Raw genomic sequence first — 25,173 nt, 5'->3', positions numbered from 1 at the left:
CTATGGCGGTTGAAGTTACAAAAATAGAAGAGATAGTTACAGGTAGAGTGGAAACTTATTGGTATCTTGTCGGAAAAAGACTAAGAAAGCATAAACTTGCAATGCTTTCTCTTGTCGTTCTAATATTAATAATTCTTGCGTGTATCGTAGGACCTTATCTTTCTCCATACAAGGTTGCTGAACTTGGCTCGACTGAAGAAGTCTTACAGGCACCAAATTTAAGGCACTTACTTGGGACAGATGAACTTGGAAGAGACGTTTTGACGCGTTTATTCTACGGAGGAAGAATTTCGCTTTTGGTTGGTTTTGCATCGGTTGTTTCCGCTTTGGCTGTTGGCATTATAGTGGGTGCATACGCGGGATATTATGGTGGAGTGCTTGATACAATTCTTATGAGATTTACTGACATTATGTTTTCAATACCAGTCCTTCCTCTTTTAATAGTGTTAGCATCAGTTATTCCAGGTGCAGGTGTCTGGAAAATCATTTTAGTAATTGCAATCTTTGGTTGGATGACCGACGCAAGAATTGTAAGAGGTATGTTCCTCTCCTTGAGAGAAAATGAATATGTCGAAGCTGCAAGAGCAATTGGTGTTTCAAACAATAGAATCATATGGCGACATATACTTCCAAATTCTCTTGCTCCAATTATCGTATCTGCTACATTAGGAGTTGGTGGAAATATCATATACGAAGCGGCGTTGAGTTATCTTGGATTTGGGGTTATGCCACCAACACCATCTTGGGGAAACATGCTCCAAAATGCACAGTATGCAATGGCAATTGCACCATGGCTTGTTTGGTCTCCAGGTTTGGCTATGTTTATAACTGTTCTTGCATTTAATTACCTTGGTGATGGATTGCGTGATGCAATGGATCCTAAACTTTATAGGTAGGTGAGAAATGGAAAGGGAAGAAGTACTACTTGATGTAAGAGATTTAAAAACGTATTTTTTCACTGATGACGGTGTTGTTAAAGCAGTTGACGGGATGAATTTCACAATTCATAAAGGAGAAGTACTTGGACTTGTTGGGGAAAGTGGATGCGGAAAGTCAGTTGCATCTCTTTCAATAATGCAACTCATTGATGCCCCTGGAAAAATTGTTGGTGGGGAAATTATTTTTAAAGGAGAAGATCTTGTTAAAAAGACGCCTGAACAAATGAGGAAAATTAGAGGTGCAGAGATTGCAATGATCTTCCAAGAGCCAATGACATCCTTAAACCCGGTTTATACTGTTGGCGACCAAATAATGGAAGCAATCCTTATACATCAGGATGTAAGTGAAGAAGAAGCAAAGAAGAGGACAATAGAACTTCTAAGGCTTGTCGGAATTCCAGAGCCTGAAAGAAGGTTTAACCAATATCCACATGAGTTGAGTGGTGGAATGAGACAAAGAGTCATGATTGCAATGGCAATGTCATGCAACCCTGATCTTCTTATTTCGGATGAGGCAACCACTGCATTAGATGTAACGATTCAAGCGCAGATTCTTGAACTTATGAAGGATCTACAAAAGAGGACTGGTATGGCGATTTTATTCATAACTCACGATCTTGCACTCGTTGCTGAAATGGCTAATTCAGTTGCGGTTGCCTACACTGGAAAGATTGTGGAATACGGAGATGTATATCAAATCTTCAAGAGACCAAGACATCCTTACACTTACGGTCTATTGAGTTCTGTGCCAAGTTTGAAGACGGAAAAAACTAAAACTCCTCTTCCTGCAATTGAAGGAATGGTGCCAAATCCATATAGAATGCCTAACGGATGTCACTTTAACCCAAGATGTCCTTTCGCAACTGAACGTTGTAGAAAAGAAATGCCAGAACTTGCAGAGATTGAGTCAGGTCATCTTGTGAGGTGTTTCCACCCAGTTGCTGTTGAGAAGGAGGCTGTATCATGAAAAAACTTGTTGAGGTTCAAAATTTAGTAAAATACTTTCCTGTTCTTGGTGGTGTTTTTTCGCGACCAGTAGGATGGGTAAAGGCAGTTGATGATGTGAGTTTCCACATCTTCGAAGGTGAGACTTTTGGGCTTGTAGGTGAAAGTGGAAGCGGTAAAACAACTGCTGGCAAAACAATTATAAGGTTAATCGAGCCAACGAAAGGCAAAATTATTTTTGATGGGAAAGATATAACTAAGTTGCCCGAAAACCAATTGAGACCAATAAGAAGGGAAATGCAAATTATTTTCCAGGATCCGTATGGATCGCTTAACCCAAGAATGCCAATTGGAGAAATAATCCGTGAGCCACTTTTAGTGCATGGCATTGGGGATAGAAAAGAGCAAGAAGAAAGAGTGGTTGAAATAATGAAACTCGTAGGCTTGCGTCCTGAATACCTTAGAAGATATCCTCACGAATTCTCAGGTGGACAGAGACAGAGAATTGGGATTGCACGTGCGATAGTTTTGAATCCAAAATTTGTTGTGGCGGACGAGCCTGTTTCTGCTCTTGATGCTTCAATTCAAGCACAGGTTTTAAATCTTCTTCTTGAGTTACAGCAAAAATTAGCACTTACATACTTGCTTGTTGCACATAACCTCGCTGTTGTTAGACACGTTTCAGATAGAATTGGTGTAATGTATCTTGGTAAACTCGTTGAAGTTGCCGAAACAAAAGAGTTATTTACAACGCCTCTTCATCCCTATACACAGGCGCTCCTTTCTGCAATACCAATTCCAGATCCAGAAATTAAAAAAGAAAGAATTCTTCTTCAGGGAGATATTCCTTCACCGATTAATCCACCATCAGGATGTAGATTTAGAACTCGTTGCAGGTTTGCAAAGGACATCTGCGCAGAGAAAGAGCCGCCGCTAATTGATGTAGGTTCAGGTCATTATGTTGCATGCCATTTTGTAAAAGAAGGTAAAGTAGTTGAATATTCAAAGTAAATTTTTCTGTGAATTTATATAACCGAGGGGATACTTTTCCCCTCGGTTTGCTCTTGACTAAAAATTGCTTTTGTGTAAAATAGTTATGCACCTGAATTTGGGCCCGTAGCTCAACGGCAGAGCGGTTGGCTCATAACCAATTGGTTCTTGGTTCGAATCCAAGCGGGCCCACCATGGAGGAATATTATGTCATACCTTGAGAAACTTTATGAAATAGAAACCAAATTGACATTAACCCGCGAAAAAGAAAAACGTGTCAAAGAAATCGAAGAAGAACTAAAGATAGAAGATCAAATAAAAACTTTAAGTGGTGAAATAGATGAAATAACTCTTTCTAAATCTGGATTTGTTAAAAGAAAAAATGAAATAGAACGTGAGATCGAAGAAACCGAAAGAGAACTAAGAAGTATTCAAAACGCAATTGATTCAAACCAATTTAAGACTCAGAAAGAACTTAAAGCAGCAAAAAAAAGTGAGGAAAACTTAACTTCAAGGTTAGAAGAACTTAAAAAGAGTTTATCTTTTGTGGAATCTGAAATATCAGACAAAGACAAAAAGATAAAGGAAATAAGTGATAATATTATAAAACTTAAAAACAGATATGAGAGCATCCAAGAGGAATACAAGAAACTTGAAAAAGAAATTAAAGAAGAAAAAGGAACGTTAGATAAGGAGTTTGAGAATGTCCTATCAACATTGCCTTTAGAATTTACAAGAGAGTATTTGTCAATAAGGGAAGATTTTCCAGATGGTGCAATAACTGAAGTTGATCATGGCCATTGTGGTAATTGTGGCGTAAAACTTCCTATAGAATTCGTTGAATTTCTTAAGGAAACAAAAGGTAATAAAATTTTACGTTGCGAAATTTGTGGAAAAATACTATACTTAAAGATAGAGTAGTTTTAGGCCTTAAGTAAGGAAGGTAGTCGCAGAAGGGCAACACCCTTCTGAGGAAAGTCCGGACTCCTGGGAGCAGGGTGCTTGGGAAATCCAAGCGGGGGTGACCCCAGGGAAAGTGCCACAGAAAATAGACCGCTAACTTTTGAGTTAGCAAGGGTGAAAAGGTGGTGTAAGAGACCACCGGTAGTCCTGGTGACAGGGCTACGCATGGCAAACCCCACCCGGAGCAAGGCCAAATAGGGTAGCTTAAGAGTGCTCCCCTCATGCTACCGGGTTGGCCGCTTAGATAAATGACTACCATCTCGGCTTCGAGATACAGAATCCGGCTTATTCCTTACTTAAGGCCTTTAAAGTGTTGCAAATTTAGAAAGTTTTCATATAATTTATCGGGTCAATTAAGTATATTGTCGGGGCGTGGCGCAGTTTGGTAAGCGCACCTGCATGGGGTGCAGGGGGTCGGAAGTTCGAATCTTCTCGCCCCGACCACTACGGGATGTGGCCCAGTTTGGTTAGAGCGCTTGGTTCGGGACCAAGAGGTCGTGGGTTCGAATCCCACCATCCCGACCATTTGAGGATAAGAATGGAGGTATAGGTGGAACAAGAACGGGCACCTTTGTATGAGGCAGTCTCGAAATATATAAAGCGTAAAATGATCCCCTTTCATATGCCAGGACATTCACAAGGGAAAGGGGCTCCAAAAATTTTAAAAAGGCTTTTCGGCGATAAATTTTTCGATTTTGACTTAACCGAAGTTTCAGGCCTTGATTATCTGCACTATGCTCAAGGCGTTATAAGAGAAGCAGAGAATCTTGCAAGTAGTCTCTATGGAACCGAGGCAACAATATTCCTCGTGAACGGCACAACTGCAGGCGTTCATGCAATGATCCTCGATTCTGTAAGAGAAAATGAGAAGATAATCATAGGAAGAAATTCTCACAGGTCTGTTATTGGTGGTATTTTACTTGCAAAGGCTAAACCTGTTTTTGTCCAACCAGAATTTAATGAAGAGTTTGGAATCATTACAAACGTGACTCCCGAATCAATAAAGAAGGCAATAACAGAAAATCCTGATGCAAAGGCAGTTCTTGTAACAACTCCAAACTATTACGGACTTCAGGGAAGAATTAAAGATATAATTGATATTGTCCATGAAAATGGAATGCGTGCTCTTGTTGATGAAGCGCATGGCGCACATTTCCCATTTAACTCCAAATTTCCAAAGTCTGCTATCTATTTAGGTGCAGATCTCGTGACGCAAAGTGCTCATAAGACATTACCTACCTTAACGCAAACTTCATTTTTGCATATACCGTCTAAGGATGTGAATGTTGATCGAATTGAGCAAATTTTAAGTATCATTGAAAGTTCAAGCCCTTCTTATATTTTTATGACTGCTCTTGATGTTGCAAGGCGTGAAATGGCTCTCCATGGAAAAGAAATGTGGGATAAGGCGATAGAAGTTGCAGAATACGCGAGAGAAAGAATTTCTGCACTTGATGGATTCAAGGTTATTACGGATAAGACAATAAACGGAAAAGATGTCTATGCATTTGACCCTATTAAACTTACAATAAATGTCCAAGAGTTAGGATATTCAGGATTTGAATTTGAACACATATTAAATAAAAATGGAATTGAGATTGAACTTGCAGATCTTCAAAATGTGCTTTTGTTTATAACAATTGGTACATCAAAAAGGGATATTGACACCCTTGTATCTGTCCTTAAAAGAATTGAGCCAAGAAAGGAAAAAAGTACTGTTAGAATGCCTAAACTTCCCGAAGCACCTTCTTTTGCAATGCTGCCATTTGAGGCATTCCAAAGAGAATTTGAGGTTGTTCCACTAAGAGAGACAAAAGGAAGAGTTTCTTGGGGAATCGTTGCCCCATACCCACCAGGAATTCCTGTTCTTGCACCTGGTATGATTATAGACGAAGAGTGCATTGAATTTACGCAGGAAGTTTTTGAAAAAGGCGGTCTTGTTCAAGGATCAATAAGATATGGAAGTGAAATTGCAATAAGGGTAGTGAAAGGAGAGTAATATGCTTGAAAGAGACCTTTTAAACACGGTTAGAGAGTTTGAAGAAGAGGGAGAAAAGATTTTAAAGGATGCTCAAGAAAAGATAAGGGAAATGAAAGAACAGTATAGAAAAGAAATGGTTGCTCTTCAAGATGAAATTGAGAAGAAATTAGAAAGAGAACTCGAAAGTTTCAAGGAAGAGCAGTTCAATACTCTAAAGAAGGATATTGGGACGTTTAAAGCAAATTTTGAGAATGAACTAAAAAATCTTGAAAAAACTTCCAAAGAAAACTTAGACAAATTGCTTCCTAAATACGTTAAAGAGGTTTTGAACTATGGCAATAGAGAAAGTTAAGAAAATTGCAATAGTAGGATCCAGTGATCGTAAAAAGGAACTTTTAGATACGCTTTTTGACCTCAATACTTTTCATCTTGAAAGCGTTTCGGAAGAGATTATTTCAAATTACAACAATTTTAAGACAGCAATACCAGAACATACTTTTGATGACGAACTTTACAAAATTTCTGTAATATTCTCAATTTTTAAGGAATTTAATCTTGAAAAGCAGGGCTTTATTCAAGGTTTCTTACCCCAGGACTTTGATGTAGATATTGAAGAGTTTAGTGATGTAGTTAACAATTATAATCTTGATAAACTTTACAAAGAAATAACATTTTTAAGGAATAGATATCACGAACTTGAAGGCGAAATATCAAAACTCCTTGAAGAAAAAAAGAATTTGGCATTATTTTCTAACTTTCCGTTTCAGTTTTCAATTCTAAAAGGGACAAAACAGACATCGTCTTTCATTGGTTTGGTAAATACAAAAAACCTAACAAAGTTTCAAAGCGATGTAAGGACACAAGATCTATTTGTGCATGTGTTTGAAAGTGACAAAAATAAAAGCAAAGTATTTGTGCTTTTTGTAAAAGATGAGAAAGATTTTGTAGATCAAATTATTAAAGATTACTCGATAGAAATTCTTATGCCTTTGGAGAGTTTTTCGGGATATTTTGAAGAAGAAGCACAGAGAATCGAAAAAAAACTTCAGGAACTTTCTGGAGAGCAGAATGTAATTGTATCTAAACTAACTGAATTTTACAGCGAGAAAAGAAAACTTTTAATTCTTGAGGATTACTTTAGATCTCTTAACTTGAAAGAAAGTTCCATGCTTCATTTTCTTGAGGGGAAAACAGTTCTTGTTGTAAGAGGTTATGTAAAAGAAGAACAATATACACGTTTTGTATCAGTTATAAGTAAACTAAACTTCATTTCTTTTGAGCTTGAAACAGATTCAAACGATTTAGTTCCGGTAAGTCTGAGGAACTCTCCTATATTTAGACCATTTGAATTTCTCATCAGGCTATTTGGCCTTCCTTCTTATTCAAATATTGACCCAACAATGGTTGTTGCAATTCTATTTACAACGTTCTTTGGGTTTGCACTTGGCGATGCGGGATACGGATTAATTGTTGCCCTATTCGGAATTTTATTTGCAATGAAATACAAGAGAAATATTGGTGCATGGAAATTCTTTATGATTCTCTTTTATGGTGGAGTTTCGTCTATTATTATTGGGCTGTTGACAAACTCGTTTTTTGGGAATCTCTTTGCTACATATTTCCCAAATTTTATTCTTTCAAAGTTAATGTCTAAGATACAGGTTATTGATCCAACCTCTCCAAATGGATCTGTTCAATTTATGGTATTGTCTCTAATCATTGGTTTTACATCGCAAATGGTTGGTGTTCTTATAAGTATTATTGTGAAAATTAAAAATAGAAGTTATCTCGATGCAATCTTCAATGGATTGGGTTGGCTTTTATTTTTGCCTGGCCTTGTTCTCCTTGTAATTGTTGGTTTAAATCCGGCACTTAAATTGCTTGATAATATCCTTCTTTCGGTAGGTCTTATGCTCATATTAATTGGAGGTTGGATGTCAATAAGAACGCCTCTATTTAAGCCTATCGCTGCTCTTGTAAACCTCTATGGTATTAGAAGTTCTTATGGTATTTCTGGCTTCCTTGGAGATACACTTTCATATCTCAGATTGTTTGCTTTGGGATTAAGTTCTGGAATTCTTGCTTCTTCCTTTAACCTTATGGCCAAAGTCATCGGCGAAATGCTTGGACCCGTTGGAATACTTGTAACTTTGTTAGTACTTTTTGCACTCCATGCGCTTGCATTATTTATGAATGTGTTAGGTGCATTTATTCACTCAATGCGTTTGAATTTCCTCGAATTCTTTGGAAGATTTTATGATTTAGGTGGTTATGAATTCAAGCCCTTAGGGTTTGAATTTAAAAATATTAGATTAAACAAAAAACATTAAGGAGGTTAGGTAAGATGAATGTAATTAATGGTGCAATGTTCGTTGCAATTGGTGCTGCTTTTGTTGCTGCTATGGGAGCAATTGGCTCAGGTATCGGAATTGGAAGAACGACCGCACATGCAGGTGGAATACTTTCTGAAAAACCAGAACTCTTTGGTAAGATGCTTGTCCTTATGGCGCTACCTGGAACACAAGGTTTTTATGCGCTTGTCGTCATGTTTTTAATGCTTCAATTCTTCGGTTTTATTGCAGGAACTCCTAAGGCAAGCCTTCCACAGGGTATTGCAATGCTTCTTGTAGGAATTCTCATTGGTTTTGTAGAATTTAAAACGGCACTTGACCAAGCACACTCTGCATTGGGTGCATTAGACCTCACCGCGAAAAGACCAGAAGAAAGTGGGCGTGCAATTCTTCTTCCAGCACTTGTTGAAACATACGCTATTCTTGGATTACTTTCTGGTGTTTTACTTTCACTTTGGGTTTCAAAGGCAGTGTTCTAATTGATTATGGGACTTGAAAAAGTTAAAGACCTCATTATCGATTCTGCAAAGAAAAAGGCAGATGAGATGATTGAGGCAGAGAAAAATGAATTAGAAAAAGAGTTCGAGAATTTTAAAAAGAAACTCGAAGAGGAATATATTTTAAAGATTGAAAAGTTCAAAAAAGAAATTGAGGAGGAAATAGCACGTACAAAAGCAATTGAAGTTGCGAAAATAGAAAAAGAAAAACTTTTACTTAAGAAAAAAATTCTTGATGAATTTTTTAGACAATTGAAAGCCACAATTTTAAGTGATGAGAATACTTACAAGAATTTGTTGTTTTCGCTTGAAAGGAAGGATGCAGTTAACGGATCTACAATTTTCTTGAATGAAAACGATCTTAAAAAATTCAAGAAGGATGTAGAAAAAATAATAACTCATGAACTAAAATTGAAGGATGTTAAAGTATCTGATGTCCCTATTTCGATTAGCGGTGGTTTAGTTATCAAAACCGAAAATTTTGAAATTGATGATTCGCTTGATTCTTTGATTGAGAGTTTTAGGGAAGAAAAAGAAATAGAGATTGCAAAGGAGATTTTTGGATAAATGGTTAACTTTTCATTTAAAATAGAGCCAAAAAGTTTTTATGATTTCCTTTGCGGTAGAGTAAAGGTTCTTGAAACAAACCTCATAAGCGAAAGTTTATTTAAAGAACTTGTAAGGAAGGATTTTAAGGGTTTTATTGAGGTGCTACAAAATTATCCTTACAAAAATTTTCTAACTTCAGATGATTTTGAATCTGTTAGAAATGCAATCGATAAAAGGAAGGAAACAGAATTTGAAGAATTTTCCAAATTTGGTCTTGAAAGTTTCATAAATGTTTTCTTTAAAACGCAAGAATACTTCTTACTATTAAAGAAAATATCATTGGGTAATGTAATTGAAAATGATTTTACCCATTTACTTTTTGAATCACCTCAAAGTCTCCCTACGGAATTTACAGAATGTTTTGAAGAACTTAAGAGAGACTATCCTTCTTATTTAAAACCTTTGGTAGTCGATGTATATTACCTCAATTTTCTTCTGAGAAACGCCGAGCAAACCAAAAGTGAGTTTTTATTAAACTTTTATAAGTCATATACAAAAAATGTTATTCTCTCTACGCTTATGAGAAATTACAACTTCGTAAAAAACAATTTCATATCGGAGATGAATTTTAATAAAATATTAGCCTACATAAAAGAACGTTTGAAATACCCAGAAATTGTTTCAAAATTTAAAGACTTTTTGGAATTTGAATTGTTTCTTAATGAATCGAAAGGGTTGTATTCAGAGGAATATCTTGTAGAATCATATGAAACACTTGTATTAGATACTTTGAGAGAGACATTTTCTAAAGGAAAATATTTAAATGAGGGAATTGAGCCGATTTTCGTTTACCTTCTAAAGTTGAGCAATGAAGCAAGCCTTCTTCAGAAACTTGCTTATGCTCTTTACTATGGAGTAGATCCTAAAGAAATTCCAGAGTTGGAGTTTGCATATGAATAAAATTGCTTTTGTAGGAAGAAAGAGACTTGGAATACTTTTGAAGAGTTTTGGAATCGATATGTACTATGCCGAAAATAGCACTGAACTTGCAAGCAAGCTAAAAGAAATTTTAAAAAGTGGCGATTATGCTATTATCCTGACAGAAGAGATATATGTAGACGTGGTTAAAGACATTGTGAGTAAAAAGACTGCACCACTTCCTACAATCATGATGCTACCAACAATTGAAAAAAGTGGAGAAACTGTAAAAATGATAGGCGAAGTGGTTGAGAAAGCAGTTGGCATTAATATTTTGGGAAAAACTGTTGGAGGAAAATAGATATGGAGGAAAGAATTGGTAAGATTGTAAAAGTCGCTGGGCCTCTTGTAGTTGCAAGTGATATACCCAACGCAAAAATGTATGAAATGGTGTATGTTGGGGAAAAGAGGCTCTTTGGTGAAATAATTGAAGTAAGGGGTAATTTGTCTTCAATTCAGGTCTATGAAGATACATCAGGTATCGGGCCAGGGGAGCCTGTATATTCAACAGGTATGCCTCTTAGTGTTGAACTTGGACCTGGACTTATCGGCTCAATATATGACGGTGTTCAAAGACCACTTGATGAACTAATGGCAAAGTATGGTGAGTTTGTCCAAAGAGGAATTTTCGCAACACCACTTAATCGGGAAAAACTCTTTCACTTTGTTCCTGTTGCAAAGGTTGGTGAAGAAGTTTCCTCAAACGATGTTTTAGGTGAAGTTCAGGAAACTCCAATTATAAAGCATAAAATCCTTGTACCACCAAACACAAAAGGCACTGTTATAAAAATTATAGGCGAGGGTGATTACAATATTGAAACAGTTGTTGCAGTCCTTAAAGATGGCGATAAGGAAATTGAATTAAAAATGTATCATAAATGGCCTGTAAGATTTGCAAGACCTGTTAAAACTCGTATTCCACCAGATGAACCACTTGTAACTGGTCAAAGAACAATCGATATGTTCTTTCCCATTGCAAAAGGCGGAACTGCTTGTGTCCCTGGGCCTTTTGGAAGCGGAAAAACCGTAGTTCAGCATCAGTTATCTAAATGGGCTGACGCAGACGTTATTGTGTTTATTGGATGCGGAGAAAGAGGAAATGAAATGACAGATGTTCTCATTGAATTCCCCGAACTCAAAGACCCAAAATCTGGTAGACCTCTTATGGAAAGGACTGTCCTTGTTGCAAATACCTCAAATATGCCAGTTGCAGCAAGAGAAGCGTCAGTATTCACTGGTATTACTATTGCTGAGTATTATAGAGATATGGGTTATAATGTTGCTCTAATGGCGGATTCAACATCTCGTTGGGCAGAGGCGATGAGAGAAATGTCTGGAAGACTTGAGGAAATGCCTGGTGAAGAAGGATATCCAGCGTATCTTGCATCACGTATTTCTTCTTTCTATGAAAGAGCAGGAAAGGTTTATATCCTTGGTAAAAATGAGGCAGTTTCAAGCTTGAGTGTTATTGGTGCCGTATCACCACCAGGTGGAGATTTGTCGGATCCAGTAGTTCAAGCGACGCTTCGAACTGTAAGGGTTTTCTGGTCTCTTGACGCATCTTTAGCGTATGCAAGACACTTCCCTGCAATCCATTGGCTTAGAAGTTATTCATTGTATGCAGATCAGTTAAAGGAATTTTATGATAAGAACGCGGGAGTTGGATGGACTAATTACAGGGCAAGAGCACTTTCCATCTTAAGAAAAGAGGCAGAATTACAAGAGATGGTAAGGCTTGTTGGTATTGATGCACTCTCCCCGCATGATAGACTTACACTTGAAATTGCCCGCTCCATAAGAGAGGACTTCCTACAGCAAGATGCATTTGACCCAGAAGATACATACACTTCTTTAAAGAAGCAATATAGGATGATAAGGTTAATTTTTGCCTTTGCGGAACTTGCAGAAGATGCATTAAAGAAAAGTGTTGAACTTGAACAAATTATAACCCTCCCCGTACGAGTTGAAATATCAAGGGCGAAATTTATCCCCGAAAAGAATCTTGAAAAATTTGACGAACTTGAGGAAAAAATTAAGCAATCCTTTGAGTCTCTTTTAAGTGAGGTGGAACATGCCTAAGGAATATACAACTGCTAAAGAAATTGCAGGTCCATTACTTTTAGTTGATAATGTAGAAAAGGCAACTTACAATGAAATTGTTGAAATAAAGACCGCTGACGGAACAATAAAAAGAGGGCAAGTCCTTGAAGTTAATGGAAATATGGCTCTCATTCAGGTTTTTGAAGGAACTTCGGGCTTGAGCCTTGGAGAAGTTAAAGTAAAATTTTTGGGACACGGTGTTGAATTGGGTGTTTCGCCTGATATTTTAGGAAGAATTTTTGATGGTTCTGGAAAGCCTATTGATGGAGCACCACCTTTAATTCCAGACAAGAAATTTGACATTAATGGAAGTCCTATCAATCCATATGCAAGAGACTATCCATCTGAATTCATACAAACAGGTATTTCTGCAATTGATGGATTAAATACTCTTGTGCGAGGTCAGAAACTTCCAATATTTTCTGGATCTGGGTTGCCACATGCTCAACTTGCCGCACAAATAGCAAGGCAAGCAAAGGTTTTAGGTAAAGAGGAAAAATTTGCTGTAGTTTTTGTGGCAATGGGTATTACCTTTGAAGAGGCAAACTTTTTCATAAAGAGTTTTAGGGAATCTGGTGCATTGGAAAGAGCAGTCATGTTTATCAATTTAGGAAATGATCCTGTAATTGAAAGAATTGCAACTCCAAGGTTTGGATTAACTGCTGCAGAGTACCTTGCATTTGAACTTGGAATGCATGTCCTTGTAATAATGACTGACATGACTAACTATTGTGAAGCGCTCCGTGAGATTTCTGCTGCAAGAAAGGAAGTGCCTGGGCGTAGAGGATATCCTGGATATATGTATACCGATCTTGCAACAATTTATGAAAGAGCAGGAAGAATTAAAGGTAAAAAAGGATCAATTACTCAAATACCAGTTTTAACAATGCCAGAAGATGATAAAACCCACCCAATTCCAGACTTAACCGGTTATATTACCGAAGGGCAGATTTTCTTGAGTAGAAGTTTGTATCAGCAAGGCATTTATCCACCAATAGATGTTTTGCCAAGTTTGTCGAGGCTAAAAGATAAAGGAATTGGTCCTGGGAAAACAAGAGAAGATCACGCAAGTATTATGAACCAGCTCTTTGCAAGTTATGCAAGAGGAAGAGAAGCACGTGAACTCCTAACAGTATTGGGTGAAAGCGCATTAACTCCCGTTGACTTAATGCACGTAAAATTCGCAGATGAGTTTGAAAGAAACTTCGTAAAACAAGGCGAATATGAAAATAGGTCTATAGAGGAAACTCTTGAAATTGGTTGGAAACTCCTTTCAATGCTTCCTGTTGAAGAACTTAAGAGAGTTAAACCTCAATTCATTGAAAAGTATCTTTCGAAGTACCTTAAAAAAGAGGTAGAGAGCAATGCTTCTTAATGTAAATCCAACAAGAATGGAGCTTCTCCGTTTAAAGGAGAGGCTTGTTCTTGCTAAAAGAGGACATAAACTTTTAAAAGACAAACTTGAAGGTTTGATGAAAAATTTCCTCGATGTGTCCAAAAGATATGTTGAATTGAGGAAAGATTTCGACGAAAAATTTGTTCTTGCATTAAAAAAGTTTGAAATTTCTACCCAGGATATAAACGAAGAAGTCCTCGACTCCCTTTTAGAAGGGAGTAATTTTAAGATTGATTTATCCTATAAACTTGTGAATGTAATGAATGTTAAATATCCAACATTTTTAGAAAAAACAAGTGGTTCGCCTATTGCGTATCCTTATTCTTTAACACCAGTGATGCTTGATTATACGTTTCTTGAAATTCTCAAACTCATAGAAAGAATTATTGAACTTGCTTCTATTGAACAGGAACTATATTCCATTGCACTTGAGGTTGCAAAGGTAAGAAGAAGAGTAAATGCCCTTGAGTACGTAATGATCCCAAATCTTGAGGAAACAATAAAGTTTATTGAGGGCAAATTGGAGGAGATGGATCGGGAGAACATTTCAAGGCTTCTGAAGATTAAAGATATCATCCGAGGACATTAACCGAATAATGAAGGTTTTAAGGAGAAAAACTGTATTTAAGGGAAAATTGCTTTCTATTGTCGAGAAAGAAGTTGAAAATACAGATGGAAGCACGTGGGTAAGAGAAGTCGTAACTTATGGAGGAAATGCTTCTGTCGTTGTCCCTTTTTATGAAGGTAATTTTATATTTGTTAAACAGTTTAGACCAACATTAGAAGATTTTATTCTTGAGTTTCCTGCAGGAAGGATTGAAGATAAGGAATCACCTATTGAGTGTGCAAGAAGAGAACTTGAAGAAGAAACTGGATTTATTCCAAAAAATCTTACATTTGTTTACGAATTTTATCCTTCTCCCGGATTTGTTGATGAAAAACTGTATCTTTTTTATGCCGATAGTTTTGAAATTGGACTTATAAATTTAGATGAAGGAGAGGAAGTTAATTATTTGCTGGTTCCCAAAAGTGAAACGTTTAATTTGCTTGATAAAGGAAAAATAATTGACGGCAAAACAATCGTAGGGTTGCTTTGGTTTAGAAATAAGTTTGGGGAATAAAGTTATGCTTTCATTCTGGTATAAGCTTGGGAAATATTATGTTAAAATTATGCCTTTACCATGCGTTTATTTTACCGCACGACTTTTAGGCTTTTTTTCATCTTGGTTTGATAAAAAGAGAACCTATGTCTTAAATAATCTTAGGATAATAACGAATAAAAGCGGTTTTGCATTATACTCACTCGGTATTGGCTTTTATGTGAACTTTGCACTTAACATTGCAGATTATTTTGTCGTGGTTGTGAAGGGCTTTGATAAAATAAAAATACTCACACCAGAGGAAAGTGTTTATAACAAATTGAAAGAACTCAAAGGTAGTAATGGACTTGTAATCCCTACAGCACATCTCGGAAATTGGGAAGTTGCAGGGGTTCTTGTAGGTTCTCTTGGTTTTAAAGCTCATGGTATTGGCCTTCCGCAGCAAGAAAGTGATGTTGAAAAATTTTACGAAGAATTGCGCAAGAGGTTTAACGTAATAGTGCATCCTTTTCAGGGTGGATTTTTAGGTGCATATAAGGGAGTAAAATCAGGAGACATTGCAACAATTGTAAGTGATAGAGATATTAATAAGGACGGAATCTGTATGGAGTTTTTTGGGAGGCATGTAACGTTTCCCAAAGGTGCTTCGGTTCTTGCATATAGAACAAAAGCTAAAAGTGTTTTCGCTACTCTTATTCGTGAAAAAGGTGGTTATAGAGTATATTTTTCCAAAGAATTTGATATTCCTTTTGACATTTCCGAGACTGAATTTTCAAAACAGTATGTTTCAAAGTTTGCAAGTACACTTGAAGAATTTGTAAAAAAATTTCCTACTCAGTGGTTTCATTTCTTTGACTACTTTAAGGAGTATTCATGTTAATTGCAATAATTCCAGCAAAAGATGAAGCACATAATATAAAGGATGTAATAATCAAAACAAAACAATACGTTGATTTTGTTCTGGTTATTGACGATGGATCAGTTGATGATACAAAATCTGTTGCAGAAAGCGCAGGGGCATTTGTTATAAGAAATGAGGTGAATCTTGGGAAGGCAGATGCCTTAAAAATAGGGTTTAAATACGCGATCGATAACGGTTTTGACACGATTGCTCTTCTTGATGCAGATGGTCAGCATGACCCTAACGAACTTCCGAAACTCATGAATAAGCTTAGCGAGGGATACGATATTGTTGTTGGTGCAAGAAAATTTTCTCCTTTAGTTATGCCTCCTTTAAGAATTTTTGCAAATAGTTTTTCTTCGTTTCTTGTAAGTCTTATTTGCCATACTAAAATTCTTGATAGCCAGTCAGGTTATAGAGTTCTTAGGACAGACGTCGTTAAAAAGATTACCTTCGAGACTAAGAGATACCAACTTGACACAGAAATGCTAATAAAGGCAGCGAAGTGCGGGTTTAAAATTGGCTTTGTTGAAATTAATACAATATATACGGAAAGAGCAAAAAGTAAGATTAATCAGATTATTGACCCTTTAAAATTTTTATTTGTTACCTTAAGGCTTGTTTTTTATAGATGCAAGAAATAGATATTTTGGATTACCATTTGCATTCTTTTTTTAGTATTCCTTCAAGCCGTTTTATGGATATTCCGCATATGGTTGAGTATGCAAAAGTTAAGGGGGTTACAATTTTAGGGACGGGAGATATTTTTCTTCCAAAATGGAAGGAACAAATTAGTAAGAATCTTTCCTTTGAAAATGGTTTCTATTATTTTGGAGATTTTCCTTTTATTCTTACAGGAGAAGTAAATCTTACTTTTGAAAGAGATAGAAAGAAGAGTTTTCATGTTGTACTTGCCTTTCCTACAATAAAGGACGTTGAAGAATTTGAAAAAGCATTTAAAAAATTTTCGAACTTTGAAATTATTGCACGTCCCAACATAAAAGTTACACCAAAAGAATTTGTAAGGATCCTTAAGAACATAAATCCATCTGTTCCAATTATTTTGGCACATATTTTTACACCTCATTATGGTGCTTTGGGCTCTTCTAACAATTTCGAAAGTTTAAAGGAAATTTTCGAGACAGATTTTATAGATAACTTATTTATTGAAACAGGATTAAGTGCTGATCCAAAGATGGTTTATTCTGTTTCCGAACTCAGGATGTATCCTATCTTATCAAGTTCAGATTCACATTCGCCTACACATATTGGAAGAGAGGCAACTGCGACAAAAAAGGCAAGCGGATTTTACGAATTATTTGAAAATTTGAAAGATGTTTCGAATAATTTTACCATAGAAAATTTTCCTCAACTTGGGAAATATTATCTCGATGGGCACAGAAAGTGCAAATACAAGACAAATGACTTTTCGGTTTCGATTTGTCCTGTATGCGGCAAATACCTTACAAAAGGTGTTCTTCATAGGGTTGAAGAATTAGGAAAAACTCCCCAAAACAATGTATCCACTTTGAAGTATTTTTATTTTATTCCGCTTGAGGAAATCTTAAACAGGACGTATAAGAAAAGCGAACAGGGAAAAATTTATCTTACACTTATATCCGAATTTGGGAATGAGTTAAATGTTGTACTTTTTTCAGATCTTAATGATGTTGCACTCTTCGTTAATGATAAGACCTTGCGATATTTAGAGCACATTAGAAATGGTTTATTAAATTTTGAATATGGCTATGATGGTGTATATGGTGATTGGGAGGTGAAGGTTGCTTAGGGATAGGTTTGGAAGGGAGATTACTTATCTTAGATTTTCCGTAACTGAGAGGTGTAATTTTAGGTGTGCCTATTGCACTTCCTATAAAGATGATGAAATTGCAAAGGAGCCCAGTCTTTCAGATATTGAATTTATTTTGAAGGGTGTATATTCCTTAGGTTTCAGAAAAGTGAGAATTACAGGTGGCGAACCGCTATTACGTAATGATATTGTTGATATAGTAAGAACTTCAAAACTGATAGGCTTTGATGAGGTGGTTCTCACAACTAATGCATATAGACTCAAAGATATTGCGTATGATTTAAAGAAAGCAAATTTGACAAGAGTAAATATAAGTCTTGATTCATTAAGAAATGATGTATTTTTAAAAATTACCACCGTTAACAAACTTGACGACGTTATTCTTGGCATTAAGGAAGCAATAAATGTTGGTTTAACGCCTCTAAAAATTAATACGGTACTCTTAAAGGGAATTAACGAGGAAGATCTAATACCAATTTCCAACCTTGCAAAGGATAACGATATTATTGTAAGATTTATTGAACTTATGCCAGTGAAAGGGAATTCATTTTTCGAAAGGCATTTTATGGGCTACAAAGAAGCACTCAAAATTCTTGAGAAGGAATACACCCTTACAAAGATTGAAGATGTAAGTCACGAGGTTGCTTTCTACTACCGAATTGATGGATTCAAAGGAAGGATTGGCTTTATTACGTCGGTAAGCCAACACTTTTGCACGTCTTGCAACAGATTGAGATTAACTTCAACATATAAAATTTATCCGTGCCTTTTTTCAGGTATAAATGTTGATATAAAAGATGCAGTTAAAGAGAGGGATTTTGAACTTTTGAAGAGGAGATTTGAAGAGGCTGTTTTTGTTAAACCTGAGGCTCATGGCGAAATTAGGCTTGGGTCCAAGGAGTTTATTGAAAATATGAGAGAATTGGGAGGATAAATATGAGTCAATTTGATGAAAATGGCAAGGCATACATGGTAGATGTAACAGATAAAGAGGACACTCTAAGAACTGCGAGGGCCTTCGCAAAGGTTGTGCTTTCAAAAGAAACGCTTGAAAAAATAAAACAAGGAGAAATTCACAAGGGAGAGGTCTTAACTGTTGCGAAAATTGCAGGTATTATGTCTTCTAAGAAGACTTCAGAGTTAATTCCTTTGTGCCATCCTCTCAATTTAACTTTTTCCGATTTGACTTTTAGATTAATTGATGAACCTCCATCGATTGAAATTGAAAGTTTTGTTGAATTAAAAGGAAAAACAGGAGCCGAGATGGAGGCACTTACAAGTGTTTCTATTGCTGCACTTACAATTTACGATATGTGCAAATCGATTGACAAGAATATCGAAATACGAGAAATCTATCTTTTAGAAAAGACAGGGGGGAAATCTGGAAATTTTAGAAGAGAAAAGAAACTTGACTAAACTCAAAAATTTTGTATAATATCAAATTGCGTATTTGCTTAAGGAGGTATGATGGATAAAATTTTAGACCTTAGGAAAACAAAGTTAAGTATACCTTTACCTAATTTACTGAGTGTTCAAATCTCATCCTATGAAAAGTTTTTAAATGAGGGGATAGGGGAAATTCTGAAAAGGGTCTTCCCTATAGATACAAAGAATATACGTGTTGAATTTGTTTCATATTCAGTAGGAGAACCGCTTCGTACTCCCGAAGATTGCATTAGGGTTGGAACTACTTACGAAGTTTCAATAAAGGGTAAGTTCAGATTGATTTATAAAAATACGGGAGAAATAAAAGAGCAGGAAGCACTTCTTGCAGACGTTCCAAGGATGCTACCTGATGGTACATTTATCATTAATGGAAAGAAGAGAGTTGTTGTCCAGCAGTTAATAAGATCGCCTGGAATTTATTTCCAAACTGAAAAAGATGTCGAAAGTGGTTTTACTAATTATATTGTTACTATTATACCCGACAGAGGAAACTGGATGGAAATGGAAGTCGGTAAAGATAACGTAATGTACATCAGGCTTAAAAAAGGGATGAAAAAACTTCCTGTTACGGTAGTTTTAAAGGCAATTGGGTTTAAGAATAACGAAGAAATCCTTGAGAAGTTTTATCAAACTATGACTGTTGATGTATTGACAACATCACCTTTCTCGTATGATGTTGTCATTGGTAAGAAACTCGTTGAAGATATTAAAAGTTCTGAAGGTAAAGTCATTCTCAAAAAAGGGACAATATTAAGTGAGGAGTCATTTGAGAAACTCCGTGAAGCAAATATTCTGCGAACGAATATAAAAGTGGAAGGTTATGACTATTGGGTAGAACAAACTTTGAAAAAGGACAAAACCAATAATTCTGATGAGGCAAAAGTCGAGATTTATAAAATTTTCCATCCAAAGGAAAGAGTCACATTGGAAGCGGCAGATGAACTTGTCCACAATATTCTAATGGATCCTCGGAGAAATGAGTATTATCCTGTTTCAAGATATAAGATTAATAAGAAATTTAATGTCCAAAGAGATGATCACATCCTTACAAAGGATGATTTTGTAGATATTATTGAACATCTAATAAAAGTAAGAGAAGGTATCGAAAAAGAGGACGACATTGATAGCCTTGCAAATAGACGTGTAAGGACAGTAGGTGAACTTATTTCCGAAGAGTTTGAGAAAGGTGCATTAAAAGTTCAGAGGAGTGCAAAAGAGGCGATTGCAATCAAAAAACCAGAAGAAATTACGATTCCTTCCATTTTCAGTAATAAGGCAATCACGGGTCAACTGAGACAATTTTTTGGTGTAAGCCAGTTGTCGCAATTTATGGAAGAGATTAACCCACTTGCATCGTTGACTCATAAAAGAAGGTTAACCTCATTGGGTGCTGGTGGTTTGCATAGGAAGAGAGCAGGAATTGAAGTAAGAGATGTTCACTCATCACATTACGGAAGAATCTGTCCTATTGAAACACCAGAAGGTCAGAATATTGGACTCATTAATTCACCTACAATGTTTGCAAGTGTAAATGAATACGGTTTTATTACAACTCCTTATAGAATCGTAAAGGACGGCATTGTTACAGACGAAATTGTATATTTAACAGCAGATGAAGAAGAAAAATATATTATTGCACAGGCAAATACACCAGTTGATGAGAAAGGCAAAATTACCGAAGAAATGGTCATTGCAAGAAAGAGGACTGAATCAGGAGAAATTCTTCCTCAACTTGTTTCAAGAGAGTTAGTTCAACTTATGGACGTCTCTCCTCAGCAAGTCATAAGTCCATCTGCATCTCTTATTCCATTCCTTGAACACGATGATGCAAACCGAGCATTAATGGGTTGCAACATGCAACGACAGGCGGTTCCACTATTAGATCCAGACCTTCCAAGGGTTTCAACGGGTTACGAACCAAAAGTTGCTATTGATGACCTTAATTTACCTCTTTCAAAACATGACGGAATCGTTTCATATGTAGATGGAAGCGAAATCCACATTGTGCCAGATGACGCAAAAACCATTGATGTTTCCGTGTATAGGGAAGCTTCTGATCTTAAGCAGAGTTTATTAAATAGAGCAAAGCAAAAAGAAATAGTTCTTCTTGATATTAAGCCAGAAATAGAAGACTATTATAAACTTGTTGGCGAGAAGATAACTCCTCAAATTGTGGATAAGCTCATAACACACGGAATTGAACAAATTTCTATTATTGATGCAGATAAAATCCAAAAATTTTCAATTACAAATTGCTTTGAAAAAGAGCGTAACGACGAAATCATTGGTCTTATTGCAAGGGAAACCATTGTAAACAAAAAAGGGAAGCCATTAATTGAGGAAGGACAAAAGATTTCAGATACAAAATTGAACAGACTCTATGAGCAGAGTGGAGTTAAGGAAATTAAAGTTGAAGAGAATGGAGAGATTGTTACAAAACCTGTATTTGTTTTGTCTTTAACTGCTTTGGGGAAAAATATCACTGGAAAGAGTCTTTTTGGAACTTTAACAAACACTAAAAGAACTCTTAGATTTGAGAAGGAAATTACAGAAGAACTTCTCAATGACCTTTACGGAAAAGGTATAACCGACCTTCTTGTGTATTCTCCTCAGGAAGTTGAAACCTTTAATCTTGGAAAAATTAACGAGGACATTGTTGATAGAGTTGTAGCAAAAGATTATACAAATGACAAGGGCGAAGTTGTTATAAAAGCAGGCGAACTTATAACTCTTGATAAACTTAGAAAACTTGCTGAAGCAGGTATAAATAAAGTCAAAGTAAGAGAAGAAGTTGTCTATAAATTAAGGAAATTTGAGAGAACAAACCAGGATACCTGTAGAAACGAAAGGCCTATCGTTAAAAAAGGTGATATCGTCAAAAAAGGTATGCCTCTTGCTGATGGATACGCAACCAAAAATGGTGAAATGGCACTTGGTATAAATGTTCTTATAGCATATCTTTCATGGTATGGCTACAACTATCAGGATGCTATTGTCATTAGTAGAAAACTTGTAAGCGAAGATAGGTTAACTTCCATTCACATTAAGGAATATACAGTAGAGGTGCACGAGACAGAGCAGGGACCTGAGGAACTTACACCTGATATAAGAGATGTTCGAAAAGAGGCTTTGCGTTTCCTTGATGAGAGAGGAATAGTTAAAGTTGGTTCGAAGGTTAAACCTGGAGACGTCCTCGTTGGTAAGGTTACCCCGTTCCCAGAAGAAGAGGAATCAAACGAGGCAAAAATTTGGAGAAGTCTATGGAGTAATAGGAATAGCAATCTAAAAAATAGTTCATTTGTTGTTCCACCAGGAGAGGGTGGTGTTGTTATCGATGTTCAGGTGTTCTCAAGAGAAGAGGGATATGAACTTACAAAGAATGCTTTGAAGCTAATAAAGATTTTTGTAGCTAAGAAGAGGAAAATTATCGTTGGTGATAAACTTGCAGGAAGGCATGGAAACAAAGGTGTTGTAAGTAAAATTGTACCCGAGGAAGATTTACCATACCTTGAAGATGGCACAACTATTGATGTTATTGTGAGCCCTCTCGGTGTTCCTTCGAGAATGAATATAGGTCAGATTCTCGAAGCAAATCTTGGAATTGCTGCAAGAAACTTAAATGTTAGGGTTGTAACACCATCATTCATTGGTGCGTCTGAAAAAGATGTTAGATCTCTTCTTAAGAAAGCAAACCTTGATGAATCTGGACAGATGACAGTCTATGATGGAAGAACTGGGAAACCGTTTGAATATAAAGTTACAGTTGGTGAAGCGTATTTCCTCAAACTTAATCACCTTGCAGAGGACAAAATCCACGCAAGAGCGGTTGGTAAATATACGCTTATAACTCAACAACCAGTAGGCGGTAAGGCACAATTCGGCGGCCAGAGATTGGGAGAAATGGAAGTTTGGGCATTGGAAGCTTATGGTGCAGCAAACCTTCTTCATGAAATGCTTACAATTAAATCAGATGACCTTGAAGGTAGAAAACGTGCCTATGAAGCAATTTCAAAGGGTGTAACGATATTTGAGACCGGTATTCCTGAGTCATTTAATGTATTGCAGAGAACCTTAAGAGGTCTTGCGATAGATTTGAAAGTATTACCTACTAAGAAAGAGGAAAAGAAGGTTAAAGAACCTTTCTTACCAAAAATAACAACAAAAATAAATCTTGGAAAAATTGTTAAGGAGGAGTTAGATGAAGGCTCAAGCAACTAACAAAATTAGAAATGTAGTTCTTGTTTCCCATGGAAACGCAGGAAAAACAACTTTGTTAGAGGCAATTCTATTTAAGAAAAAAATTATTTCAAGAATGGGAAGAGTGGAAGACGGAAATACCGTCTCCGATTACCAGCCAGAAGAGAAGAATAGAAAATTTAGTGTAAGTTTATCTATTATTCCTGTTGAGCATAATGGAGTTAAAATAAATTTCTTAGATACACCGGGTTATGCCGATTTTGTTGGTGAAGTGCTTAGTGGCATTAGGGCTGCCGAGAACGCAATTATGCTTATTAATGCGACAAGCGGTATTGAAATTCAAACAAAAAAGTATTGGAAATTTTTGGAAAATGAAAATAAGCCACGAGTGATTTTCGTAAACAAAGTTGATATAGAAGGAGTTGATATAGATCATATTGTAAACGTTTTAAGAGAATACTTTGGACCAAAAGCAATTCCAATAAATTATCCTATTTTTGAAGGAGGTAAATTTGTAAAGGTTGATTCCGTTTTTAGTAATGCAAAACTCGAAAACTTTAAACACGAATTAATGGAAATTGCAGCAGAGTCAGATGATGTACTCCTTGAAAAATATCTTGGAGGAGAAGAACTAACTCAAGAAGAAATAAATAATGGATTAAAAAGCGCTTATACTAAGGGCACTTTATTCCCTATTCTTTTTGGTTCTGCAACAACACTTATAGGTCTTGACGAACTTCTCAATTTTGTAACAGATGTGATGATGAATCCAGAAGAGTTAGGAGAAGTAACAGGCATAAATCCAAATACAAAAGAACAAGAAACAAGAAAAATTTCGGTAAACGAATCCCTTTCAGCATTTGTGTTTAAAACATTATCGGATCCGTATGTTGGTAAATTGTCCTTTGCAAAAGTCTATTCAGGCATTTTAAAATCAAATTCGACTGTATATAACTCATCGAAAGGTATTTTAGAAAAAACAGGACAAATTGTCTTTATGATGGGTGCAACACAAGAACCTGTTGATGAAGTTATTGCAGGCGATATTGCGGTTATTACTAAACTTACTGCAACTCAGACAAACGATACTCTTTGTGATAAAGATAGTCCTATTGAATTTCCGAAAATTGAGTTCCCAGAACCGATGCTCACAAGGGCAATGAGGCCAAAAACAAAAACGGACGAAGATAGAATGAGTATTGGACTTTCAAAGATAACCGAAGAAGACCCAACTGTAAAAATTTCAAAGAATTTGGAAACAAAAGAGCAACTTATTTCAGGTATTGGCGAAACTCACCTTTCCGTTATTATGGAAAAATTGAGCGGGCGATATGGCGTCAATATTGAATTAACTGTACCAAAAGTTCCATACCGTGAAACAATTACAACAAAGGTTAAAGTCGAAGGTAAATACAAGAAACAAACAGGCGGACATGGTCAATATGGGCATTGCTTCCTTGAAGTTGAACCTCTTGAAAGAGGTAAGGAGTATAGTTTTGAAAGTAGAATTTTTGGTGGCGCTATTCCAAAACAGTATATTCCTGCAGTTGAAAAAGGCGTAAAAGAAGCAATGGAAGAAGGGATTCTTGCAGGTTATCCTGTAACAGACATCGGTGTTGCAGTTGTTGATGGATCTTATCACCCAGTTGACTCTTCTGAACTTGCGTTTAAAATTGCAGGTTCAATGGCTCTTAAAAAGGCACTTGAACAGGGTAATTCAATTCTTCTTGAACCCATTGAAAAAGTCGTTGTTATAGTTGATGAACAGTACATGGGTGATGTCATTGGAGACCTCAACGCTAAGAGAGGAAGAGTTTTAGGAATGAAAAGCGAAGGAGGAAAACAAATCATTGAAGCATATGTGCCACTTGCAGAAATGTTAAACTATGCAAATGACCTTAATTCTATTACCCAAGGAACGGGCGAGTTTAAAATGGAGCACTCTCACTATGAGCCTGTTCCTCCAAAGATTGCCGAAAAGATAATACAAGAAGCACAGCACAATAAGAAAGAAACAGAAGAGTAAAACAG

The 25,173-nt window shown here is 36.3% G+C and carries 22 protein-coding genes, 3 tRNA genes and 1 other RNA gene; all 26 read left to right on the top strand.

Features of this window, described 5'->3' with window-relative positions:
- The first annotated feature begins 2 nt into the window (after nucleotides 1-2).
- The 26 genes from opp4C (at nucleotide 3) to fusA (ending at nucleotide 25,168) form a co-directional block, all read left to right on the top strand.
- On the top strand, nucleotides 3-896 hold the full coding sequence (gene opp4C / locus CSE_RS05730) for an oligopeptide ABC transporter permease (RefSeq protein ID WP_014453691.1): 894 nt from the start codon (nucleotides 3-5) through the stop codon (nucleotides 894-896).
- 7 nt (nucleotides 897-903) lie between these two features.
- On the top strand, nucleotides 904-1,905 hold the full coding sequence (locus CSE_RS05725; RefSeq protein WP_014453690.1) for an ABC transporter ATP-binding protein: 1,002 nt from the start codon (nucleotides 904-906) through the stop codon (nucleotides 1,903-1,905).
- Complete coding sequence (locus CSE_RS05720; RefSeq protein WP_014453689.1) at nucleotides 1,902-2,894, top strand: ABC transporter ATP-binding protein; 993 nt, start codon at nucleotides 1,902-1,904, stop codon at nucleotides 2,892-2,894. Before CSE_RS05725 ends, CSE_RS05720 begins: the two co-directional genes overlap by 4 nt.
- A gap of 99 nt (nucleotides 2,895-2,993) precedes the next feature.
- Nucleotides 2,994-3,068: transfer RNA gene (locus CSE_RS05715), tRNA-Ile, on the top strand.
- Between the two features lie 12 nt (nucleotides 3,069-3,080).
- Nucleotides 3,081-3,794, top strand: a complete 714-nt coding sequence (locus CSE_RS05710) for a zinc ribbon domain-containing protein (RefSeq protein WP_014453688.1) — start codon at nucleotides 3,081-3,083, stop codon at nucleotides 3,792-3,794.
- A gap of 10 nt (nucleotides 3,795-3,804) precedes the next feature.
- Nucleotides 3,805-4,139, top strand: an RNA gene (gene rnpB / locus CSE_RS08105) — RNase P RNA component class A.
- Between the two features lie 63 nt (nucleotides 4,140-4,202).
- A tRNA-Pro gene (locus tag CSE_RS05700) sits at nucleotides 4,203-4,280 on the top strand.
- Between the two features lie 3 nt (nucleotides 4,281-4,283).
- Nucleotides 4,284-4,361 (top strand) — tRNA-Pro (locus CSE_RS05695).
- A gap of 25 nt (nucleotides 4,362-4,386) precedes the next feature.
- Entirely contained in the window at nucleotides 4,387-5,835 is a 1,449-nt protein-coding gene (locus CSE_RS05690; RefSeq protein ID WP_014453687.1) for an aminotransferase class I/II-fold pyridoxal phosphate-dependent enzyme, read from the top strand.
- A gap of 1 nt (nucleotide 5,836) precedes the next feature.
- Entirely contained in the window at nucleotides 5,837-6,169 is a 333-nt protein-coding gene (locus tag CSE_RS05685) for a hypothetical protein (RefSeq protein ID WP_014453686.1), read from the top strand.
- Nucleotides 6,150-8,147, top strand: coding sequence for a V-type ATP synthase subunit I (locus CSE_RS05680; RefSeq protein WP_014453685.1), 1,998 nt, complete (start codon nucleotides 6,150-6,152; stop codon nucleotides 8,145-8,147). Before CSE_RS05685 ends, CSE_RS05680 begins: the two co-directional genes overlap by 20 nt.
- 14 nt (nucleotides 8,148-8,161) lie before the next feature.
- On the top strand, nucleotides 8,162-8,647 hold the full coding sequence (locus CSE_RS05675) for a V-type ATP synthase subunit K (RefSeq protein ID WP_014453684.1): 486 nt from the start codon (nucleotides 8,162-8,164) through the stop codon (nucleotides 8,645-8,647).
- A 6-nt stretch (nucleotides 8,648-8,653) separates the two neighbouring features.
- Nucleotides 8,654-9,232 (top strand): ATP synthase subunit B family protein, encoded by a 579-nt coding sequence (locus CSE_RS05670; protein ID WP_014453683.1) that lies wholly within the window; start codon nucleotides 8,654-8,656, stop codon nucleotides 9,230-9,232.
- Entirely contained in the window at nucleotides 9,233-10,174 is a 942-nt protein-coding gene (locus CSE_RS05665) for a V-type ATPase subunit (RefSeq protein WP_014453682.1), read from the top strand. It begins immediately after the preceding gene.
- The gene (locus tag CSE_RS05660; RefSeq protein ID WP_014453681.1) at nucleotides 10,167-10,493 is read left to right on the top strand and encodes a V-type ATP synthase subunit F; all 327 of its coding nucleotides are present in this window, start codon (nucleotides 10,167-10,169) and stop codon (nucleotides 10,491-10,493) included. Before CSE_RS05665 ends, CSE_RS05660 begins: the two co-directional genes overlap by 8 nt.
- Nucleotides 10,494-10,495: 2 nt before the next feature.
- Nucleotides 10,496-12,271 (top strand): V-type ATP synthase subunit A, encoded by a 1,776-nt coding sequence (locus tag CSE_RS05655; protein ID WP_014453680.1) that lies wholly within the window; start codon nucleotides 10,496-10,498, stop codon nucleotides 12,269-12,271.
- Complete coding sequence (locus CSE_RS05650; protein ID WP_014453679.1) at nucleotides 12,264-13,667, top strand: V-type ATP synthase subunit B; 1,404 nt, start codon at nucleotides 12,264-12,266, stop codon at nucleotides 13,665-13,667. The genes CSE_RS05655 and CSE_RS05650 overlap by 8 nt, the downstream gene beginning before the upstream one ends.
- The gene (locus tag CSE_RS05645; protein WP_014453678.1) at nucleotides 13,657-14,277 is read left to right on the top strand and encodes a V-type ATP synthase subunit D; all 621 of its coding nucleotides are present in this window, start codon (nucleotides 13,657-13,659) and stop codon (nucleotides 14,275-14,277) included. Before CSE_RS05650 ends, CSE_RS05645 begins: the two co-directional genes overlap by 11 nt.
- Before the next feature lie 7 nt (nucleotides 14,278-14,284).
- On the top strand, nucleotides 14,285-14,809 hold the full coding sequence (locus tag CSE_RS05640) for an NUDIX hydrolase (RefSeq protein WP_014453677.1): 525 nt from the start codon (nucleotides 14,285-14,287) through the stop codon (nucleotides 14,807-14,809).
- 4 nt (nucleotides 14,810-14,813) lie between these two features.
- On the top strand, nucleotides 14,814-15,668 hold the full coding sequence (locus tag CSE_RS05635; RefSeq protein ID WP_014453676.1) for a lysophospholipid acyltransferase family protein: 855 nt from the start codon (nucleotides 14,814-14,816) through the stop codon (nucleotides 15,666-15,668).
- A complete protein-coding gene (locus CSE_RS07960; RefSeq protein WP_014453675.1) occupies nucleotides 15,662-16,333 on the top strand; it encodes a glycosyltransferase family 2 protein in 672 nt (223 codons plus the stop codon). Before CSE_RS05635 ends, CSE_RS07960 begins: the two co-directional genes overlap by 7 nt.
- Complete coding sequence (locus tag CSE_RS05625; protein WP_014453674.1) at nucleotides 16,321-17,478, top strand: endonuclease Q family protein; 1,158 nt, start codon at nucleotides 16,321-16,323, stop codon at nucleotides 17,476-17,478. The genes CSE_RS07960 and CSE_RS05625 overlap by 13 nt, the downstream gene beginning before the upstream one ends.
- Complete coding sequence (moaA, locus tag CSE_RS05620) at nucleotides 17,471-18,433, top strand: GTP 3',8-cyclase MoaA (protein WP_014453673.1); 963 nt, start codon at nucleotides 17,471-17,473, stop codon at nucleotides 18,431-18,433. The genes CSE_RS05625 and moaA overlap by 8 nt, the downstream gene beginning before the upstream one ends.
- A gap of 2 nt (nucleotides 18,434-18,435) precedes the next feature.
- Nucleotides 18,436-18,915: a cyclic pyranopterin monophosphate synthase MoaC gene (gene moaC, locus CSE_RS05615; RefSeq protein WP_014453672.1), complete on the top strand. Its 480-nt coding sequence runs from the start codon at nucleotides 18,436-18,438 to the stop codon at nucleotides 18,913-18,915.
- A gap of 51 nt (nucleotides 18,916-18,966) precedes the next feature.
- The gene (locus CSE_RS07955) at nucleotides 18,967-23,163 is read left to right on the top strand and encodes a DNA-directed RNA polymerase subunit beta (RefSeq protein WP_014453671.1); all 4,197 of its coding nucleotides are present in this window, start codon (nucleotides 18,967-18,969) and stop codon (nucleotides 23,161-23,163) included.
- Nucleotides 23,144-25,168 (top strand): elongation factor G, encoded by a 2,025-nt coding sequence (gene fusA, locus CSE_RS05600; protein WP_014453670.1) that lies wholly within the window; start codon nucleotides 23,144-23,146, stop codon nucleotides 25,166-25,168. The genes CSE_RS07955 and fusA overlap by 20 nt, the downstream gene beginning before the upstream one ends.
- Nucleotides 25,169-25,173 lie beyond the last annotated feature (5 nt).

Source organism: Caldisericum exile AZM16c01 (assembly GCF_000284335.1).
In the GTDB taxonomy this organism is placed as follows: Bacteria; Caldisericota; Caldisericia; order Caldisericales; family Caldisericaceae; genus Caldisericum; species Caldisericum exile.
This window is presented reverse-complemented; position numbering and strand designations above follow the sequence as displayed.

Bases quoted from the DNA above. Each gene is read 5' to 3' on its own strand.
- CSE_RS05675 (WP_014453684.1), top strand. From the start codon at position 8,162: ATGAATGTAATTAATGGTGCAATGTTCGTTGCAATTGGTGCTGCTTTT.
- CSE_RS05625 (WP_014453674.1), top strand. From the start codon at position 16,321: ATGCAAGAAATAGATATTTTGGATTACCATTTGCATTCTTTTTTTAGT.
- CSE_RS05655 (WP_014453680.1), top strand. From the start codon at position 10,496: ATGGAGGAAAGAATTGGTAAGATTGTAAAAGTCGCTGGGCCTCTTGTA.
- opp4C (WP_014453691.1), top strand. From the start codon at position 3: ATGGCGGTTGAAGTTACAAAAATAGAAGAGATAGTTACAGGTAGAGTG.
- CSE_RS05645 (WP_014453678.1), top strand. From the start codon at position 13,657: ATGCTTCTTAATGTAAATCCAACAAGAATGGAGCTTCTCCGTTTAAAG.
- CSE_RS05680 (WP_014453685.1), top strand. From the start codon at position 6,150: ATGGCAATAGAGAAAGTTAAGAAAATTGCAATAGTAGGATCCAGTGAT.
- CSE_RS05660 (WP_014453681.1), top strand. From the start codon at position 10,167: ATGAATAAAATTGCTTTTGTAGGAAGAAAGAGACTTGGAATACTTTTG.
- CSE_RS05725 (WP_014453690.1), top strand. From the start codon at position 904: ATGGAAAGGGAAGAAGTACTACTTGATGTAAGAGATTTAAAAACGTAT.
- CSE_RS07955 (WP_014453671.1), top strand. From the start codon at position 18,967: ATGGATAAAATTTTAGACCTTAGGAAAACAAAGTTAAGTATACCTTTA.
- CSE_RS05665 (WP_014453682.1), top strand. From the start codon at position 9,233: ATGGTTAACTTTTCATTTAAAATAGAGCCAAAAAGTTTTTATGATTTC.
- CSE_RS05640 (WP_014453677.1), top strand. From the start codon at position 14,285: ATGAAGGTTTTAAGGAGAAAAACTGTATTTAAGGGAAAATTGCTTTCT.
- CSE_RS05720 (WP_014453689.1), top strand. From the start codon at position 1,902: ATGAAAAAACTTGTTGAGGTTCAAAATTTAGTAAAATACTTTCCTGTT.
- CSE_RS05650 (WP_014453679.1), top strand. From the start codon at position 12,264: ATGCCTAAGGAATATACAACTGCTAAAGAAATTGCAGGTCCATTACTT.
- CSE_RS05710 (WP_014453688.1), top strand. From the start codon at position 3,081: ATGTCATACCTTGAGAAACTTTATGAAATAGAAACCAAATTGACATTA.
- CSE_RS05685 (WP_014453686.1), top strand. From the start codon at position 5,837: ATGCTTGAAAGAGACCTTTTAAACACGGTTAGAGAGTTTGAAGAAGAG.
- moaC (WP_014453672.1), top strand. From the start codon at position 18,436: ATGAGTCAATTTGATGAAAATGGCAAGGCATACATGGTAGATGTAACA.
- CSE_RS07960 (WP_014453675.1), top strand. From the start codon at position 15,662: ATGTTAATTGCAATAATTCCAGCAAAAGATGAAGCACATAATATAAAG.
- fusA (WP_014453670.1), top strand. From the start codon at position 23,144: ATGAAGGCTCAAGCAACTAACAAAATTAGAAATGTAGTTCTTGTTTCC.
- CSE_RS05635 (WP_014453676.1), top strand. From the start codon at position 14,814: ATGCTTTCATTCTGGTATAAGCTTGGGAAATATTATGTTAAAATTATG.
- CSE_RS05670 (WP_014453683.1), top strand. From the start codon at position 8,654: ATGGGACTTGAAAAAGTTAAAGACCTCATTATCGATTCTGCAAAGAAA.